16 protein-coding genes are annotated in these 18,348 nt (G+C 25.7%); 10 read left to right on the top strand and 6 right to left on the bottom strand.

Going from position 1 to position 18,348, the window contains the following annotated elements:
* Window positions 1–153: 153 nt before the first annotated feature.
* The 9 genes from U5U50_RS03170 (at window position 154) to U5U50_RS03130 (ending at window position 6,886) form a co-directional block, all read left to right on the top strand.
* Window positions 154–951: a GNAT family N-acetyltransferase gene (locus U5U50_RS03170; protein ID WP_324672728.1), complete on the top strand. Its 798-nt coding sequence runs from the start codon at window positions 154–156 to the stop codon at window positions 949–951.
* Between the two features lie 82 nt (window positions 952–1,033).
* The gene (locus tag U5U50_RS03165) at window positions 1,034–1,834 is read left to right on the top strand and encodes an energy-coupling factor transporter ATPase (protein ID WP_324672726.1); all 801 of its coding nucleotides are present in this window, start codon (window positions 1,034–1,036) and stop codon (window positions 1,832–1,834) included.
* A complete protein-coding gene (locus U5U50_RS03160) occupies window positions 1,825–3,072 on the top strand; it encodes an ATP-binding cassette domain-containing protein (protein WP_324672724.1) in 1,248 nt (415 codons plus the stop codon). The genes U5U50_RS03165 and U5U50_RS03160 overlap by 10 nt, the downstream gene beginning before the upstream one ends.
* A complete protein-coding gene (locus tag U5U50_RS03155; protein ID WP_324672722.1) occupies window positions 3,072–4,097 on the top strand; it encodes an energy-coupling factor transporter transmembrane component T in 1,026 nt (341 codons plus the stop codon). The genes U5U50_RS03160 and U5U50_RS03155 overlap by 1 nt, the downstream gene beginning before the upstream one ends.
* A 122-nt stretch (window positions 4,098–4,219) precedes the next feature.
* Complete coding sequence (gene rpsP / locus U5U50_RS03150) at window positions 4,220–4,468, top strand: 30S ribosomal protein S16 (RefSeq protein WP_257089094.1); 249 nt, start codon at window positions 4,220–4,222, stop codon at window positions 4,466–4,468.
* Window positions 4,468–5,154: a tRNA (guanosine(37)-N1)-methyltransferase TrmD gene (gene trmD, locus U5U50_RS03145; RefSeq protein ID WP_324672720.1), complete on the top strand. Its 687-nt coding sequence runs from the start codon at window positions 4,468–4,470 to the stop codon at window positions 5,152–5,154. Before rpsP ends, trmD begins: the two co-directional genes overlap by 1 nt.
* Window positions 5,144–5,500, top strand: coding sequence for a 50S ribosomal protein L19 (gene rplS / locus U5U50_RS03140; RefSeq protein WP_324672718.1), 357 nt, complete (start codon window positions 5,144–5,146; stop codon window positions 5,498–5,500). Before trmD ends, rplS begins: the two co-directional genes overlap by 11 nt.
* Window positions 5,501–5,636: 136 nt before the next feature.
* The gene (locus tag U5U50_RS03135; RefSeq protein ID WP_324672716.1) at window positions 5,637–6,488 is read left to right on the top strand and encodes an IS3 family transposase; all 852 of its coding nucleotides are present in this window, start codon (window positions 5,637–5,639) and stop codon (window positions 6,486–6,488) included.
* A 47-nt stretch (window positions 6,489–6,535) separates the two neighbouring features.
* On the top strand, window positions 6,536–6,886 hold the full coding sequence (locus U5U50_RS03130; protein ID WP_324672713.1) for an IS3 family transposase: 351 nt from the start codon (window positions 6,536–6,538) through the stop codon (window positions 6,884–6,886).
* Window positions 6,887–6,904: 18 nt separating this feature from the next.
* On the opposite strand, the gene ligA is transcribed toward U5U50_RS03130, so the two are convergent.
* On the bottom strand, window positions 6,905–9,049 hold the full coding sequence (gene ligA, locus U5U50_RS03125) for an NAD-dependent DNA ligase LigA (protein ID WP_324672711.1): 2,145 nt from the start codon (window positions 9,047–9,049) through the stop codon (window positions 6,905–6,907).
* 131 nt (window positions 9,050–9,180) lie between these two features.
* Here ligA and U5U50_RS03120 point away from each other — a divergent pair, with 131 nt between their 5' ends.
* On the top strand, window positions 9,181–10,326 hold the full coding sequence (locus U5U50_RS03120; RefSeq protein WP_324672709.1) for a trigger factor-related chaperone: 1,146 nt from the start codon (window positions 9,181–9,183) through the stop codon (window positions 10,324–10,326).
* Between the two features lie 56 nt (window positions 10,327–10,382).
* Here the strand turns inward: U5U50_RS03120 and U5U50_RS03115 are convergent, their stop codons facing one another.
* From U5U50_RS03115 to U5U50_RS03095, 5 genes are all read right to left on the bottom strand, one after another.
* Complete coding sequence (locus U5U50_RS03115; protein WP_324672707.1) at window positions 10,383–12,356, bottom strand: AAA family ATPase; 1,974 nt, start codon at window positions 12,354–12,356, stop codon at window positions 10,383–10,385.
* Window positions 12,347–12,877, bottom strand: coding sequence for a hypothetical protein (locus U5U50_RS03110; RefSeq protein WP_324672705.1), 531 nt, complete (start codon window positions 12,875–12,877; stop codon window positions 12,347–12,349). Before U5U50_RS03110 ends, U5U50_RS03115 begins: the two co-directional genes overlap by 10 nt.
* Before the next feature lie 338 nt (window positions 12,878–13,215).
* Window positions 13,216–13,389 carry a hypothetical protein gene (locus tag U5U50_RS03105; RefSeq protein WP_324672703.1) on the bottom strand — a complete coding sequence of 58 codons (174 nt, stop codon included), beginning with the start codon at window positions 13,387–13,389 and terminating at the stop codon, window positions 13,216–13,218.
* Window position 13,390: 1 nt separating this feature from the next.
* Window positions 13,391–15,322, bottom strand: coding sequence for a hypothetical protein (locus U5U50_RS03100; protein ID WP_324672701.1), 1,932 nt, complete (start codon window positions 15,320–15,322; stop codon window positions 13,391–13,393).
* 95 nt (window positions 15,323–15,417) lie between these two features.
* Complete coding sequence (locus U5U50_RS03095; protein WP_324672699.1) at window positions 15,418–18,339, bottom strand: AAA domain-containing protein; 2,922 nt, start codon at window positions 18,337–18,339, stop codon at window positions 15,418–15,420.
* Window positions 18,340–18,348: the final 9 nt, after the last annotated feature.

Genomic DNA, 18,348 nt, shown 5'->3' with positions numbered 1-18,348 from the left:
TTTGACGAAACAACAAAAGTTCATTCAACAGGACAACTTACCCACATCAAGAAAGAATTAGATACATAATTGTACTTTTTTTACACTCTACAAGTTATAAAAGTAAAATTCGTAGTGATATAATTAACTGAAATTTGTCAATTGGAGAGTTTTATGACTTTAGATTTATTAAAAGAAGAATGATTTGTAAATAATTACTATATCTTTCTATATGAAAATGACTTATTGGAAAATAAATTAGAAAATGGTGATTCTATTTCCTATTTTGAAAAAGGATTAGTCATTAACACTTTTAAAAATGATGCATATTCTGCATTTATATCTAACGTAAATTACAAAAAAGAAAATGTGGAGAAAATTATTAATTTACTTTCAGATTTTTCACCAGCTGTAATAACTTATGGTGATGCTTGCTTGAATTTAATCAATCATATTAGTAATCTTAATAATTATGAAATTTACAATCAAACTATTGCTACATTAGATAAAGATGATTTCGTTTTTAGTGATGCAAAAGAAGAAATATTAGATAAAAAGCTAATAATTAAAAGAGTTAATTTATCTGATTTTGATGAAATCAAAAAATTCCTTGAAGAAGAAAATTTTTACCCAAACTCAAGAAATCATTGAGTTGATTTTTATAGGAAATATGTTTTAAAAAATAGCCTAAACTATGGTTATATAGCTTTAAAGGATAAAAAAGTAATTTCTCACGCTTGTGTTGTTTATACAAATTCAAAAAACGCAGTAATTTGAGGAGTAGCAACAAATTCAGAATTTAGAGGTTTAGGTTTAGCTTCACATTTAGTTTCACTACTATGTAAAGATATATTGAATGATAATCTTGAACCGGTTTTATATTACACAGAGGAAAAAATCGGCAACATATACAAAAAGTTAGGATTTAAGGATAAAGCACAATATTTTATAGCTTCAAAAGTGAGAAATTAGTTAAATAAATTGAATTTATTAAAAATAATAATTTTGCATAAGAAAGCTATCAAAATATTGCTTTTTTATTAAAATTATAATTATGATTAAGGTAGATAACATTACATTCAGATATAGAGAAGCAGACACTCAACCAGCATTGAAAAATGTTTCTTTTTCTATTGAAAAAGGCGAGTATGTTGCTATATTAGGACATAATGGTTCAGGTAAAAGTACTTTATCAAAGGTGCTTGTAACTTTACTTAAACCTCAAAGTGGTTCAATTAGCATTGATGGAATCGAATATTCAAAAGAGAATTTACTTAAGATTAGAAAGAAAATTGGGATTATTTTCCAAAATCCAGATAACCAGTTTGTAGGTTCTAGTGTTGAAGATGATATTGCATTTGGATTAGAAAACAGAAACATTCCACACGAAGAAATGCATAAGTTGGTTAGAAAATATGCAACAAAAGTTGATATGGAGAATTTACTTGAAAGAGAACCTGAAAGCTTAAGTGGTGGACAAAAACAAAGAGTTGCTATTGCTGCAATTTTAGCTTTAAATCCTGATGTTATTATTTTTGATGAAGTTACATCAATGCTTGATCCAAAAGGTAAGTCAAGTGTTATTCAAATAATCAAGGAAATTAAAGAACAAAAAGATAAAACCTTGATCTCAATCACACACGATATGGACGAAGCTATTTTAGCTGATAAATGTTTAGTTTTTGCTAAAGGAAAATTAATTGCAGCTGGCTCACCGAAAGAAATATTAAAGAACCAAGAAATTATTGAAATAGCGAAAATTGAATCTCCATTTGTTTATAGAATGAGCACAATGATTAATGGAATTGAACCAACATACAATGAAAGTGAGTTAATAGAAGAAATATGCAAATAAAAGTAAAAAAATTAACTCATACATTTAGTGTAAAGACTCCTTGAGAATTTACTGCATTAAAAGATGTATCTGTAACAATTAAACAAGGTGAATATGTTGGAATTATAGGTGCTACTGGTTCAGGAAAAACTACATTAATCGAACATTTAAATAGATTACTAGAACCTACAAATGGAGTAATCGAATGAGTTTATAAGGATAATATTAGAAGAACATATGACTATGAACTATCAAAACTATTAGTTTCATTAGACAAAAAATATTCTGATAAAAAAGATCCTAAATATAAAGCAGAACTTAAAGAAAAAAGTACTCAAATTAAAAAGAAAATTAAAGCTAATAATAAGCAAATTAAAGAGTTAGAAAAAATCTATAAAAAAGAATACAAAATGGCTTACAACAAATTTAGTGAAGAATACAATCAGCATCAAACTGAAAGAAAATCAAAACTTAAAAACAAGTTTAAATTTTCATTTAGTAAAGAAGTTGGATTGTTCAAAAATGAATTTGATGCTAACTCTGAGACATTAATGAAAATTAATGAGCTTAAATATGTTGAAGATTTTGTGACTCAACAAACCTACAAAAACAAAATTAAATCATTAAGATCTATCCCTAAAAAAATTAGGCAAAGAGTTGCTATAGCTTTTCAATTTGCAGAATATCAGTTATTTAAAGGAACAATAATTGAGGATATTGCATTTGGTCCTATGGCTTATGGTGTTCCAAAAATTAAAGCTTATGAAAAAGCTAGAGAATGTTTAAAACTTGTTGGATTAGGTGAAGAATATTTAGAAAGAAGCCCTTTTGAACTGAGTGGAGGACAAAAAAGAAGAGTTGCTCTTGCTGGAATTCTAGCAATGGAACCTGATTTCTTAGTCGTTGATGAACCTACGGCTGGACTTGATCCTCAAGGTGTTGATGAAATTTTAGAAATTCTTAATAACTTACATAAATCAGGTAAAACTATCATCAATGTAACTCATGATTTAGATAACATTTTAAAATACTCAAAACGTATTTTACTTATGAAAAATGGACAAATTGTTAATGATGGTGAACCTTATGGTGTTTTAAATGATGTTGAGTTTTTAAAGGAAAACAATCTTCAACCACCACATTTATTAGAGTTTGCTAATAAATTAAGAAAAAGAGGTGTAGATATACCGAAAGTAACATCAGAAGAACAATTGGCTTTCTATATTAATAAACATATAGAAAGTAAGAAGGGAGTGTAATGAAAAGTGTGTTTGGACGTTACATTCCAGGCGATGGATTTTTATATAAATTAGATCCTAGATTTAAGTTGCTTATGGTTATAGTTTATATTGTAATGGTATTTATGGTTAGATATTTCATTGATATGGTTATCTTACTTTTACCTCTTATTATTATGTATATTTACACAAATAAAAGAGTAAGACCATTACTTAAAATGCTTAAGTTACCTATATTTGTGTCTGTTGTAATTTTTGCAGTCAACTTGTATACTGTAACAAACGAAACAGTACATAATGATGTTGTTAATATGTTAAACAAATCATATTTAAAAGATCATCAAGATGTAAATAGGTTAGCTCAAGCTTACTGGACGAATGGATTCTGAAGTTTTAACACTTCAGCAAGCAAAACTTTTTATAACTCAATAATAGACACAAATGGTGTGTTATCTGTTTTTAAAGGTGAGCATTCAAATGCTCTTATGCAAAAAGTTCAATATGGTGTTTCATTAGATAATGTCAATAAAACATTGAGTTTATTTTTAAGAATTTACACAATGATTTTAATTACTACATTGTTAACAAACACAACAAGACCAATATTATTAACAAAAGCAATTGAAGATCTTTTATATCCATTTAAATTCATTTTTGTACCTACACACGTTATTGCGATGATTGTTTCAATAGCACTTAGATTCATACCAACATTAATTGATGAATCAAATAGAATTATTAAAGCACAATCATCACGTGGGGTAGACTTCAAGCATGGGAATATTAAGGAAAAAATTGATGCATTTACTACATTGATTATTCCTTTATTTGTTTCATCATTCTCAAAAGCTGAAGATTTAGCTAACTCTATGGAAACAAGAGGATACGATCCATATGCTAAGAGAACTAAATATAGAAAAATTAAACAATCTTGAATTGATTTAATTTCTTTATTGGTTATATTAGCAATATTATCATTCTTAATTGTAAATATTGTGTATCCAAATTACTTACCATTTGGGTACATTGCAACAAGAATTATTTAATTTTTAGGTCTATGAATCATACGTAAAAAAATGTGTGTGATTTATTTTTTTTATATTATAATATATCTAAATTTATATAGCTGTAAAGCACTAGCGCTTTACACTTAATTAAGGAGGTAAAAATGGTTAAAATTAGATTAAAAAGAATGGGTGACAAGTTCAGACCAGTATACAAAATTGTTGTGGCTGACGCAAGATCACCACGTGATGGTAAATTTATCGAAGCTTTAGGGCACTACAATCCATCTTCTAAAGAATTTGTTTTAAACAAAGAATTAACTGCTAAATGATTAAAACAAGGTGCACAACCTACAATTACTGTTGCTAACTTATTTAGAGCTCACAAATTAACTTCAGAACTTAAAAAATAATGAAAATTAATTTTCTTACTTTATTCCCTAGATACTATGAACCTTTTGTTAATGAAAGTATTGTTAACTTAGTTAAAGAAAAAGGACTAGTGGAATTTAATGTGGTTGATTTCAGAGACTTTTCTAAAGATAAACATAGAAAAGTTGATGATGAGATTTATGGTGGTGGTCACGGGCTACTTTTACAAGTAGAACCAATTGACTTAGCTTTAGAAAGTTTAGAAAATAACGGCGGATATAGAATTTTAGTTTCTCCACAAGGTAAACAATTCACTCAAGAAATAGCAGAGGAATTATCTAAAAAGGATCAAATCACTTTCATTGCTGGAAGGTATGAAGGGTTTGATGAAAGAGTACTTAATTTTGTTGATATTGAATTATCAATAGGTGATTACGTACTTACAGGAGGAGAGTTACCATCAATGGTAATGGCTGATAGTATTATCAGATTACTTCCAGGAGCTATTAGAGATGAATCACATCAAAATGAATCTTTCCAAGGTATAGGTTTATTAGAACATCCACAATATACAAGGCCAAGAGAATACAAAGGTTACTTAGTACCTGAAGTATTGCTTAATGGAGACCATAAGAAAATTAAAGAATGAAAAGAGCAGGCTAGTTTAGAAAAAACTAAAAAGAATAGACCTGACCTTTATGAAAGGATAATTAAAAATGAGAAATAGATTATTAGAGTTAGTAGAACACTCACAATTACGTACAGACTTACCTAAATTCAAAACAGGAGACAATGTTAAAGTTCACGTATGTATTCGTGAAGGTGAAAAAGAACGTATTCAAATTTTTGAAGGTTTAGTAATCAGTAAAAAAGAATCAGGTACAAGAGAAATGTTCACAGTTAGAAAAATTTCTTACGGAATTGGTGTTGAAAGAACATTCCCAGTTAACTCACCTTTAATCCCACATATCGAAGTAGTTCGTTCAAACAAAGTTAGAAGAAAAAGACTTTACTATATGAGAAATCTTAGTGGAAAAAGTGCTCGTCTTAAAGAAATCAAAAAGAACAAATAATTTAATCACAATACCTTATTGTATATAAAACCAGTTATAATGACTGGTTTTTTTGTATAAAAAATAGCAACAAGTAAACTGGGACACAAAATATGGACAAAACCGTATTTTGTGTTTTTTATATTAAGGAGTTATTATGAAACAACTAAAACAAGAACAATGACTAGAACTTTTTTCAGACTATGATGATTATAAGAAGAGTTTAATGTCAAAAAATGATTTTGAAATTAAATATCGAGCGATAAGAGGTGTTAGCTTTTTTGACAAAAAATTTATATATTCGAAGAGGAATTTTTTAGAGAAATATAAAAGATATAATTTAGGAATGACAAATCTAATATCACAAACAGGTAAATCTCCTAAAAAAGGCAAAGGATTTGGGAGACCTAAAAAATTAAAAATTACACCAATGGATATTGTTAAAAAAGAATGAGAAAAAATGCCAAAAGAACAATTGATTGAAATTTTGGAAATTTTTAAAGATTCATTCGATAGGAATAACTTTGATGTTGATATATCTAAAATCAAAAAAACTTCTGTTTCAACTAGAAAATTAGCGATTATATTTAACAGATCAAAATCAACAATTCATAATTGAAAAAGCAAAGAGCAAAAATCTAAAACCAAAAAAATTGATCATAAAAATGATGAATTAATATTAGAAGCTTTTAAAAAGAATAAATGTATATTTGGAAGAAAAAGATTAGAAAATTACATCAAACAAAAATATCAGATTTTGCTTAATTATAGGACTATTGGCAGAATTATGAATAGATTGCAATTATATTGTTTAATTAGAAGAAAGAAAAAAGATAGAGAAAGAAAAAACACAAATGTTAAATTTGTAGACCTTGTAAAACGTGATTACAGCGGAAAAACCAACCAAATAATCGCAACAGATGTTACATATATTACAGCACCAAAAGATTGTGAAAACAATTTTGTTTTTTGTCAATTGCCATTGACCACAAAAGTAAATTTATTGTAAATTACAATTTGTCAAAAATAAATGATTTAGATTTAGTTATGAAACACATGTCAAAAATAAAATTGAACAAACAATGAATAGCACATTCAGACCATGGTTTCCAATATTCATCTAAAGATTATTTGCAAACAATATCTAAAAATAATGGCATTGTTTCAATGGGGAGAGTTGGCAACTCTCTAGACAACAGAGAAGCAGAATATTTCTTTTCCATTTTAAAGTCTGAATGTTTAAAATTAATTGATATAACTCAGATAACTTTTGATGATCTTAGCAAAATAATTAATGAGTTTATTTTTTGATACAATAATGAAAGAATTCAATCAAAATTAGATTGAAAAACACCCAACAACATTGAGGTGTTATTATGTCTAATTAAACCTTCTGTCCATTTTTAGTGTCCCAGTTTACAAGTGCTATTTAATCATTTCATATAAGTCTTGCTCACTTATAATTGGAACATTTAATTTATTTGCTTTATCAAATTTAGTTGCTCCAACATTTTCTCCAGCAACTAAGTAATTTGTTTTGCTTGAAATTGAAGATGAAACAGTTCCTCCATTTTGCTCAATTATTTTTGAAAGTTCATCTCTAGAAATTGAATGCGTGCCTGTAATTACAAAAGCTTGATTTTTAAGTTTGTCTGATTTAGGTTCATTATTTGATGATTTGTAAATTAACACACTATCTAATTTTTGTATCAATTCTTTATTTTTATTATCTGTAACAAAATCTTTAAGCGATTGAACTATTTCAGGTCCAATTGAATTAATTAAAAGGTATTCATCAAGGTTAATTTCGAATAGGTCTGAAAGTTTTGTTAATTTTTCTGAAATCATTTTCGCAACTACTAGACCTATATTTTTTATTCCTAAAGCAAATAGAGCTTTATGTAATTCAACATTTTTTGCCTTTTCAATAGACACTAAAATGTTGCTTAATCTTTTATTAGCAATCTTGATTTTAACATCAGAATTTGATGAATTTTCTTTGAAGAATTCAAGAATTTCCTCAGCTTTATCTTTTAGATTGAAAATCGAATATTGGTCTGTAATTCAACCTTTATCAAAGAAGAAGTTAAGTGTCTTTTCACTTAATGAAACAATGTTAAGTGCATCTCTAGAAACAAAGAATGATAAATTTCTAGTTAATTTTTCATAACAATTCGGATTTTCGCAAAATTGATCAACAATTCCTGGGTATTCAACTAAAACTGAATTACAAGAAGGACAATTTAGAATCTTAGGGAAAATTGATTTTGTGTATTTAGTTTTTAACTCAATAATTTTAGGAATAATTTCACCAGATTTAATTAAAACAACTTGGTCACCTATGTTTATGTTCATATTAGAAATAAAATCATAGTTGTGAAGTGTTGCGTTTGAAACTGTTGTTTGAACTAACTCAACGGGGTCAAAACTTGCTACATAAGTTATTTTTCCGGTTCTACCAACTGTAGCTACTATCTTTTTAATAATTGGATATGCTTCTTCGGTTTTATATTTATATGCAATTGCATATCTAGGGAATTTAGCAGTTTTACCTAATAAATCTCAATATTCAAGTTGATTCAGTTTAATGACAAAACCATCACAGTCATATTCAAATGAATCTTTAATTAATTCAAACTCATTAATTCTTTTGATTATTGATTGAAAGTTTTTTTCTACATAGTGATATTGATGTGTAGGTAAGGTTAACGATTTTAGGAAATCAACAATCTGTGATTGTTCTTTTAGTCCGTGCTCCAAAGGATCTACAATATCATACATAATGATTTGAAGATCTCTCTGAATGATTAATTTACCATTTTTCTGTCTTAAAGTGCCTGCTGCCATATTTCTGGTATTAGCAAAATAATCTTCTGTAGGTTCTTTTGGTTCCTTTGGGAGTGTTTTGATTTTACCATTACTGTAATCGTCTAATTTAGCTAAATAAGCTGGTCAAGTTTTATTAATAAATTCAAGTTTCTTCTCTTCGAATTCTTCTTTTAATTGTTCATTAATTTCAAGGAATTTAGATTTGTTAATATAAATTTCCCCTCTTATTTCAATTGGTTTTAGATAATTAATTGTTTTAGGAATGCTTTTGATGATTAGAGCATTTTTAGTAACATCCTCACCGACTTTACCATCTCCACGAGTTACTGAGTTTGCCAATTTACCATCCTTGTAAATTAATGAGATTGATAAACCATCAATTTTAGGTTCAAGATTGAAGTTAATTTGTGATGAATTTATAGGTGCTGTAGCATTTTTAATAAAATCATTAACTTCTTCTTGTGAATATGCTTTAGCTAGTGAAAGCATTGGTTTTTGATGAGTATATTTAGAGAAATTTAAACTTGGAATACCACCAATTTTAGTTGTTGGAGAATCTTCTTGAATAAACTCAGGATACTTAATTTCAAGTTCCTCAAGTTCTCTTAATTTACTATCGTAAACAAAATCATCAACAAGTGGTTTATCTAAATTATAGTAAGCGTGGTTGAGTTTATTTAACTCATTTGTAAGCTCAATAATGTAGTCTTTTATTTCATTTTTTGTAGCAGGTATTTTCATATTTTTAAATTATATAGCTTATAAAAAGTTTTAAATAAAATAAGCAAATTAGTAAGTTATTTGCTAAATTTTCAGACACATTATTATTATATTTGTATATAATTAAAATATTAATATATTGAGGTGAAATTATGAAGTTCGAAATTAGAGAATTCACAGTTGATAAAAAAGAATGATTAACTGTACAAAATAATGTTTTAAGTTACTTAGAATCAAATAAAAGAGAAGGTCAGAAAATTGATCAAAAACTTATTTTATCGTCAGCATCAAACGTTTATATTGATTCAGTTAAACAAAAATTAATGGAAGAAATTAATCTTAAAGATGCAGATAAAATTACATTTTTACCAGTTCCACAAGATGTTAAATTCACAATTGAAGATTTTTCATTTAAATTAAAAGTTTTTTATGAAGATGATCTTAAAAAATACAATTTAGATATTAAACCTGAAGCATTTAAATTATTATCAAATGATTATAATGCAAAAATTGATGAGTTTTATAACTTATTTATTTCAGGTTACAAGTTTAAACTTAATGTTGATAGAAATGTAGTTGAAACTAATGATAATGTAATCATTGAAACTAAACCTGCAGATATGGAAGAAGTTAAATTTGAAAAGTATCAAATTATTGCAAATCCTGAAAGTGAGCATCAATTTGAAAAACAATTGATTGGTGCAAATTTAGGAGAAGTTGTTATTGTAAATTATGGAGGAAGAGACTTTTTAGTCAAACCAATTCAAATTGTTGAAATTAAAGAAATGCCAATTACTGCAGAAAATGTTCATTTATTAAATATCGATCAAATTCAAAATATGGATGATGTTAGAAAATATGTCGAAAAAACTATTTTAGAACAAATTGTTAATGATTCTGTTTTTGCTTATGGTGAAAACATTTTAGGTCAATTATTAAAAGAATTTAATCAATTACTTGAAATTGATAATGAATTAATTGAAAACGATATGAAAGAATTTAGATTTAAAGAAGACTTCGCAGGAGATAAAAGAGAAGTTGTTAAATCTACAATTATGAACTACTTCTGAACTATGTTATTCAACAAGAAGTTAGGAATTAAAATTGAATACAGTGAAATGGAAGAAGAAAGACAAAAATTATTCACTATTTTTGGAGAAAAAGCTAACCAATTCGGTGTTCAAGCAATTTCAAATATTGTTTTACTTAAAAAACTAGGGACATACTACTTATCAAAAAATGAACCTGTAGTTTTTGAAAAAAATAAAGAATACTTACAAAAATATTTAAGTAAATAAATGTATTAAATAAAAAACACCTCAATAATTGTCGCGAGGTGTTTTTGTTTTTATAATTAATGAATTTCGAAAATTAGTTTATTGTTTTTAACTGAGTATCTAATATATTTTAGATTATCCTTATTAGCTTTTGATAGATTATCATTTCAATTAGCAAACATAAATGAACTAAGTCTATCTATAAAAATAGTTTCAATAGTGTTTACAAGACCTCTAGCTCCCATTGTTTTGTCTGAATTATTTAAAATAAATTCAATTAAATTATCCATATCTTCTTGATCTTTGCTTTTCAAAATGATACTTTTTTGTTTCTGTAAATTTCTAGAAATGATTTCTAATTTAGATTGACAAATAGATTTAATTATTTCTTTATCCTTAATTAAATTGAATGGAACGATGTTTTTAATTCCTATCCTATTAAGAATTTCTGGTCTATTTAATTTATTAACAAAATAGTCAGTTACAGCATTTTTAAAATGTTTATAAACTTCCTCTTCACTGAAATTAGGATCAACATTAGAAGCTCCTAAGTTTGAAGTGAAAATTATGAATGTTTCTGAAAAATCTGCAAGCTCACCTTTAGAGGATGTTAAACAACCATCTTCCAAAATTTGCAAGAATTTATCCAAAATCTTACCATTTGCTTTTTCTATTTCATCAAAAAGCAAAATTGAAAAAGGTTTTGAAATAACTTCATTTATTAATTTACCACCAGCTTCATAACCAATGTAACCTGGAGGTGCTCCAATTAATTTTTGATCTGATTCTTCATGATTATATTCAGACATATCAAAACGAATTATTTTCTTCTCATCTCCAAAAACAAATTCAGAAAGTGTCTTAGCTAACTCGGTTTTACCGACACCTGTAGGTCCAACTAAAAATAGAACACCTCTTGGTTTTAATGAATAAGAGTCATTATTTTGCTGAATTCCTTGTAGTCCTAAAAAAGAACGAATAATTGTCTCTTTAACTTTTCTAATTGCTCTATTTTGTCCTTTAATTCTATTACTAAAGAATGCTTCTAGATTTTCAATTTTATTAAAATCCATTTTTTCTCATTCAGAATCTTTTTTGTGAAATTTAACTAATCTATATAGTGATTTAAAACTATCGACATTCTTGCTATCATCATCAGAAAGTTGATTTTTCACTTTCGCAAATTGAAGAATTTCTCTGATTGAAAATCCATCAGTTATGCTAATTGCATAATTAATATCTTCCATTGTTCTTTCTGGATTATCACTAATTAATCCATAGGAACTTTGAATTTTATTTATGAATACTTCTCTTTCCTTTCTATCTGGAAATTCGATGATATGAGTTAAAATTTCGCTACTTTTATTAAGTAAAATTGATGAGAATATTTCATCATTCTTAACAATGAAAATTAGTTTGAGTTTTCTAGTAAGAATATTTATTATTCTTGAGTTAAAGAATGAAGTGAAAAGATTTATTAATCTAGAAATATCATCTAAATTTAATTGAGTATTTCTTTCACTAATTATAAATTCTGATAAATCAATTATGTAGGCATGATTTAATTTACCTAAATTGTTGTTTTGAGTGTCTATAATTAACTTCTCGATAGTATTCTCGATTTTTTCGATAAATCTATTCAATGAGTGAACATTCTCTGTTTGAGCATTTCCTTCATCAAAATTTTCATTATAATCTGGAAAGTCATCATCTCCACCTAAAATAAATTCATTTTGATTTTGTTGATTACTATTTTCTCAATTTTTATCAACATCATTTATTGGTTTGAAAATACCTTCTTCGATAATGAATTTATTTAAGTTACTTGAAAAGTAATGAATATTATCATAACCATTTTGATATAGATATAAAGCTATATATTCTTTAAAGCTGATTGCTTCTGAATCCAAAAAGTTCTTTTTTGATTTAGGAAAATCAATTCCTAATATTTTAGGAAAAATTGTTTCATCAACATTTCCTTTAAATATGATTATATTTTTGCTATTTATCTTATATTTGAGTGATTCATAAAGTGAAGATTTTAAACTCATTGTTTACCTCTCTGCTTTCCGGATGAAATTGACTTTCTAACAGCATTTTGCTTGTAACTAGCACCATAAAATTCTCTTAATCTCTTTATGTTAATAATTTTGAGTTGTTTATTTTCTTCTAGTGCTTTTAAAATTTGTTCTGAAGTTTGTTCACAAGCATGTCTTTCATAATCATTACCTATTTTGTAATTAATTTTCATTTCTTCATTGATATTTATATCAATGATTTCACCATATTTATTTTTATATGATTGTGTTATTGATAAAAAACCATCTTTTACTTTTGCATCTCTTAATTGACCTTTTATTGAAATTAAAGTGAAATTTTCATATTCGAAAAGTCTTTTAGAAATAGTTTTAAAAAGACTCATTATTCTTGGATATGTGTCTTTCTTCCTTTCTAATCAGCTAGAAAAATCGTTCATTTGCTGATATGTTTTAATACTGTTTCTAAGTATTTGAATCATTTGAAATTGAGTTACTTGATCATTTGGAAATGTTGATTTTATTTTATTTTGCATATTTTTCTTAAATTCAAGCAATTGTTGTTTATTCGCATTTTGAATATTTATTTGTTTTATATATTCAATTAAGTTTTCATTATTTATACTTAGATTTTTCGATTGTAACTCTTCTATTCCTTGATTAACAACATCTCCATATTTTGTACTAAAGCAAAAATGTTAACTGTTTCAGATTGGAAAGAGATGATCTTTTCTAATTGTTCATTAGATAAGGATGAAATAATATTATTTATTTCCTTGCTTAATGTTTCAGTTTTTTCGTTTAGAAGGTTATTAATTGTAAATTGGTTTGTATTTCGTGCTACACTCAATTGATATTCATTATTTTCTATTTTTTAAACAATTTCAGTTATTGAATTTATTTTATCTTCCAAAACAGCTTTTAAATTGCTATTCTGTGTTTTAACAGAATAGTCACTTAAATTTTTAATTCCATCTTCACAAATTCTTAAAAGATCATTTTTATGAGATTCTGTAAAATCGACATAAATTATTTGTTGATGCGACATATTATTTCTCCCTTTTGTTAGGATCTATTTCATTAAATTTAATTCAGATTTGTTTTTGTCAGTCTTCCGTATTTGGTGAATGTAGTAAGTGAGCAAATTCTTTTGTAAGGAAATGATATTCAATTCTTTTCCCATCAAAACTTCCTTTTTCGTTATGTATAAGATTAGAAAGATAAGACCATCAATTTCCTATATTTTGCACATTGAATTCCTTGAATCCGAATTTTCTAGATATTTCTTTTTGCAATTCTTTATTTTGTATTTTATCTTTGAAACTTAATTTATTCTCAACTTCTTTTTTTACAACCTTTTCTAATTCTTGTCTTAAAGTACTTGTAATAAAATTGATTTCTTTTCTATATTTTTCTTCAATGATCTTCTCTAAATTATTATATTGTTTAGAAAATTTATGATTTCAATCAGCGATTGTTATTGAATTATTGCTTATATTTTCTTTTAACTTAGCATGTTTATAATATATAGCCTCAAGTAATTGAATGTCGTAATTATGAAAACTTTGATTTTTAAGAAAAAAATCTACATCTCTTTTGTTTTCTTCAAGCACTTTATAAAATTGAGTTTTTGATAAATAACCAATTTGATTAAGACTTATAATATGACGCTCAAATTGTTTTAAATATAAGTCGAAAACATTTTTATTGTTCTTTTCAATTTTTTCAAATTGAATTTGTCTTAATATTTCTCTATCATTATTGCTAATTATTTCTCAAAGGATATTTCTAAACTCCATTTGATTTAATAAACTAGGATTTTGATTAATCACATTTATGAATGCATTTTTATCAATAATTTGACTTATTTCTTTAGTATTTAATATGTTAAACTCATATAGCTTAAATATAGATTTTTGTAAATTATTCTTAAATAAGACTGTATTTTTAACTATAAAATCATTTAATACAGTTTTAAAATCCTCAGCAATATTTTTAATTGAAAAGTCTTCACTTATTAATAAATTAAACAATAAAGAGTTTTCTTTTTCGTTTAAGTCTCTATAACCCATAAATTTAAAACCAAAAGTCTGATTAAGTATTTTTATAGTTTGATTAGTAAATCCAATTATTTTAAATGTATTGTTAATAATTGTCAGATTTGATTTTTCCATTATGAATAGAGTTTGTCTTATTTTTTCTCTTCAAAGCAAAATGTCTCTAATATTTTTTGTTGGATTATCCTTGTAAAAGTCCAAAATATTTAAGTTACTCTCATATTTTAAGTCTGCTATTTCAGAAGAAAAAACCTGTTTCAATAATCATTCTGTATTAAAAATTTGATTTTTACTATTTTGGAAGTATTTGAATAATTCAATAGAATCATCGGATAATAATTTTAACTCTAGATTTTTATTATCGTCCTCAACTATTTCTAGTTGTAATGGTTTGTTTTCATTTTTGTAAAGAATTGGTTCCAAACTTTTAAGATTAGGATTAATCTCATAAACAAAAACGCGATCATTATTAAATTCTTTACTTCCATTAATTTTATTATCAATTTCTTCACTTATTTTTCTTTTAATTTCATCCTTATTTGAAATTAATTCTCAAAAATGTTTTTCATTATCGGTAGAAAGTTTTTCCTCGTAATTATTCTTATCTTTTGCAAAAGAAATTCCATAAATTGGATTGAAATATAATTCAAAATCAGAATATTTCTTTTTAGTATCTAGTTTTATGAACTCTTCATTGAAAATATAACTTTCTATTTTGGGGTTTAGAATAATATCTCCAATAAGGGTTTCATTAGATATTAAATCATCATTCCTTTGTTTTATGGTTTCTTCAACTCTTAATTTATTCAATATCTGTAATATGAATTCATCAAATGAATCTGATAAATTCATATTAGTCTTAATGGTTTGTAAAACATTTCCCATTCGCTCATTTTGATTAGTGATTAGAATAATTAAAAGCATACATTCTATTGGTTCTAAAAATATTTTTTCAGAATAATAAAATTCTTTTGATGCTTTAATACAAGGCAATTGAAAACTATGTTTAAATTTTTTGGTTATCATAATTCACGACCTTCTAATACTTCAATTTGAGTTTGATTATTTACGGTTTTAAAATGTTTTATATATTTAACTAATAAGGAATTATTATCAGATATCTCTTGATGATAATAATCAAATGCACCTACTAGTATAAGTGCCTTTTTTGCCCTACTTACAGCTACATTTAGCCTTTCATTTTCTTCTAAGAAACTCATATTTCTTCATGAGGAATCTGATAAGACTAATTGGTTATTTTTATTTTCTAATCTATCTCTTGCTCTAACAAAATCAACAATTACTATTTCTTTTTCTCTACCTTGAAAGTTATCGATTGTATCTATTTTGATTTTGTAAGTACTAAAATTGTCAATTTTAGATTTCAAAATAGCAGAAACAACTTTCTTTTGATTTGTTGTTAAACAGATAATTCCTATTTTGTCTATTATCTTTTCTTTTTGATTTTTATTATTTTCAGTAATTTGTTGCACTATTTTCAAAATGGTGAAAGCATTATATTGATTTAATAAACCACTATTTTTCAAGCTAGGTTTTTTAATATCATCGAAATCTATTCAAGAATCATATTGTTGATCAAAAGCATTATAATCGTAACCTTCTCATTTATTTTTTAGAAAAACATTCGATTTTTCAAGAGTTTTTAGATAATTGGATGCTAAGTATGATGTATCAACATAAAATAAATCTTTTGATGAATTTTTTATTAATTTGAGTTGGTTTTTATTAAATTCAAAGTCATCATTAGCTATTTCTAATTTTTCATCAGACAAGTAAAAATTATTAACCAGTTGCATTATAGTTTCATTAAATCTGTGTTGTTTATTAAGAAATGTATATTCACTGGTGTTATTGCTACTTCTCAAATTATTTTTTATATATTCAATTTGTTTAAAGAATAAAGGAGTGTTAAAAATCTTTTCTACTTGATTATAGATGTGTTCGTTAAATTTTTCTTTAAAGTCTTTATCATTTTTTAATCGAGAAATGATTCTATTTTCATAATTATCTCTATCTCAGCGTTCGAATAGTGAGAATTTTTCGAAGTATTTTTCAAGATTTAATTTCATGTATAGTGAATGATCTTCATAGTTCTCTTTTTTCTTACTGTAATATTTGAAAAATTTATCTTTGAATTTTAAAGGGTCTTCTAGTAATTTATCAATATTTTCTTTGAATAAGTTTTCATTTAATTTTTCATTTGGAGGTAATTGCTTGTAATCTCCACAAAGTATAGTTTTATTAGAAACAAGAATTCTGGTTAATATTTCAGGTGTAGAACTTTTGGATACTTCATCAACAATAGTTACATCAATTGGATAGTCACTTAAAATATCTCTTGTTTTTCCATTTATTGTGAAACTGTTAGAAGAAGTTGTTGTCATACCTAAAACATTGACTAATTCATTTTCATTTATGTAATCTAAAAGATTATTCTTTTCATTAATGACTTTGTTATCAATATCCTCGATAGGATTTTTCTCAAAATATGAATTAACAAGTTGATTTAATTTTTTATTAGATTTCTTTTTTCTAATATTTTGCACTGAATGCACTAGAGAATCGAATGTTAATACAACAATTTTATTTCTAAATAATTCTGTCAATATAGGTCATATTTTTAACTCTAATTCAGGGTTTAAATTTTCATCGAGAAACTTAAAGGGTTCATTTCATCTTTCGAAAAATCTTTGTGTCTCTTTTATAAATAAATCACTTAAATTGTAATGTTGGTCATGCCCTAAAAAATTGTTAATTAAATCTTTATCTTGGTTTGTAAATTTATAGTTTTTTAAATCTTCACCTTTTACACCTAATTTGCTAAGAAACGCTCAAGGTATTAATTTACCTTTATATTTTTCAAATTCCTTATAACTTTCATCATCAGAATCAGAAAAACAATTTTTTAATTTTGTTAAGAAATTGCTATATATTTTTCCCTCAGAGAAACTAGATTTTTCGTTTTCTAAATCAGTTAATCTATCTTTTTTGATAATGATCATAGATGGATTTTTAGAATTAAGTTTATTTACTCTTTCTAGTGCATTTTCAATTGCTTCATGAGTTGATGAAGTGAGTAATATTGAATTACCTTGTTGTACTTGTAAGTCAATGAATGATGCGATAACTTGAGTCTTTCCTGTACCTGGAGGACCTTGAATGTAAGCTATATCTCTTGCAGATTCCATTATTTGAATTGCTTTAATTTGTTTCTCATTTAATTTATATTTATTAATTATTCCTGAATTTTTAATTGCTTCACTAACGATTTCTAATGTATCAGCCTCAATTTCGCTTGGTTTAAGCAAACTATGAATAATGGATGGATTTTTATAATAACCTTGCAATGTATTTCTTAAGGCAAATTTATATCTAGACATTATCGCTTTAAAGCCTATATCTGTGAAATCACAAAAATAAGTTTTCATTCTATTTGCATCATATCCGAATTGCTTACATCTGTCTTTATCTTGTAGTGAAGGGAATGAAAAAGTTTCACTTTCGGTTCTTGTGTTAATTTTAAGTTTTAAGGATACTTCATATAAATTAAATTCTTTTTCATCTATGAATGAATCCAACATATTCTTATATTGATTTTTGTGCGATTTTAATTCATCAAAAAAACTTATTTCTTTATTAATTGAGATTCTTGATGATTCTTTTACAGAAAGGTTATTTTTTAAAGTCAATATATTCTCATTAATTTCTTTTAATTTATTTTCAAAATTATTAAGATAATCTTTTGCTTTATGTAATTCTTTTTGATATTTTGTAATATCTTCATTTATTTCCTTATTTGTATTTTTTATCTCTTCTGATGTTTTTGATTTAACTTCTATTAAGTTTTTAGTGTGTTTGATTTGTTTCTTAAAATGATTTATATTATTTTGAATTTCTTGAATTTGAGTTTTTAACTTCACACTTTCTAT

Source organism: Mycoplasma sp. 888, from assembly GCF_035609225.1.
Classification (GTDB): Bacteria; Bacillota_I; Bacilli_A; order Mycoplasmatales; family Metamycoplasmataceae; genus Mycoplasmopsis.
The sequence above is the reverse complement of the archived record's forward strand: the minus strand, read 5'-3'. Positions and strand labels throughout refer to the sequence as shown.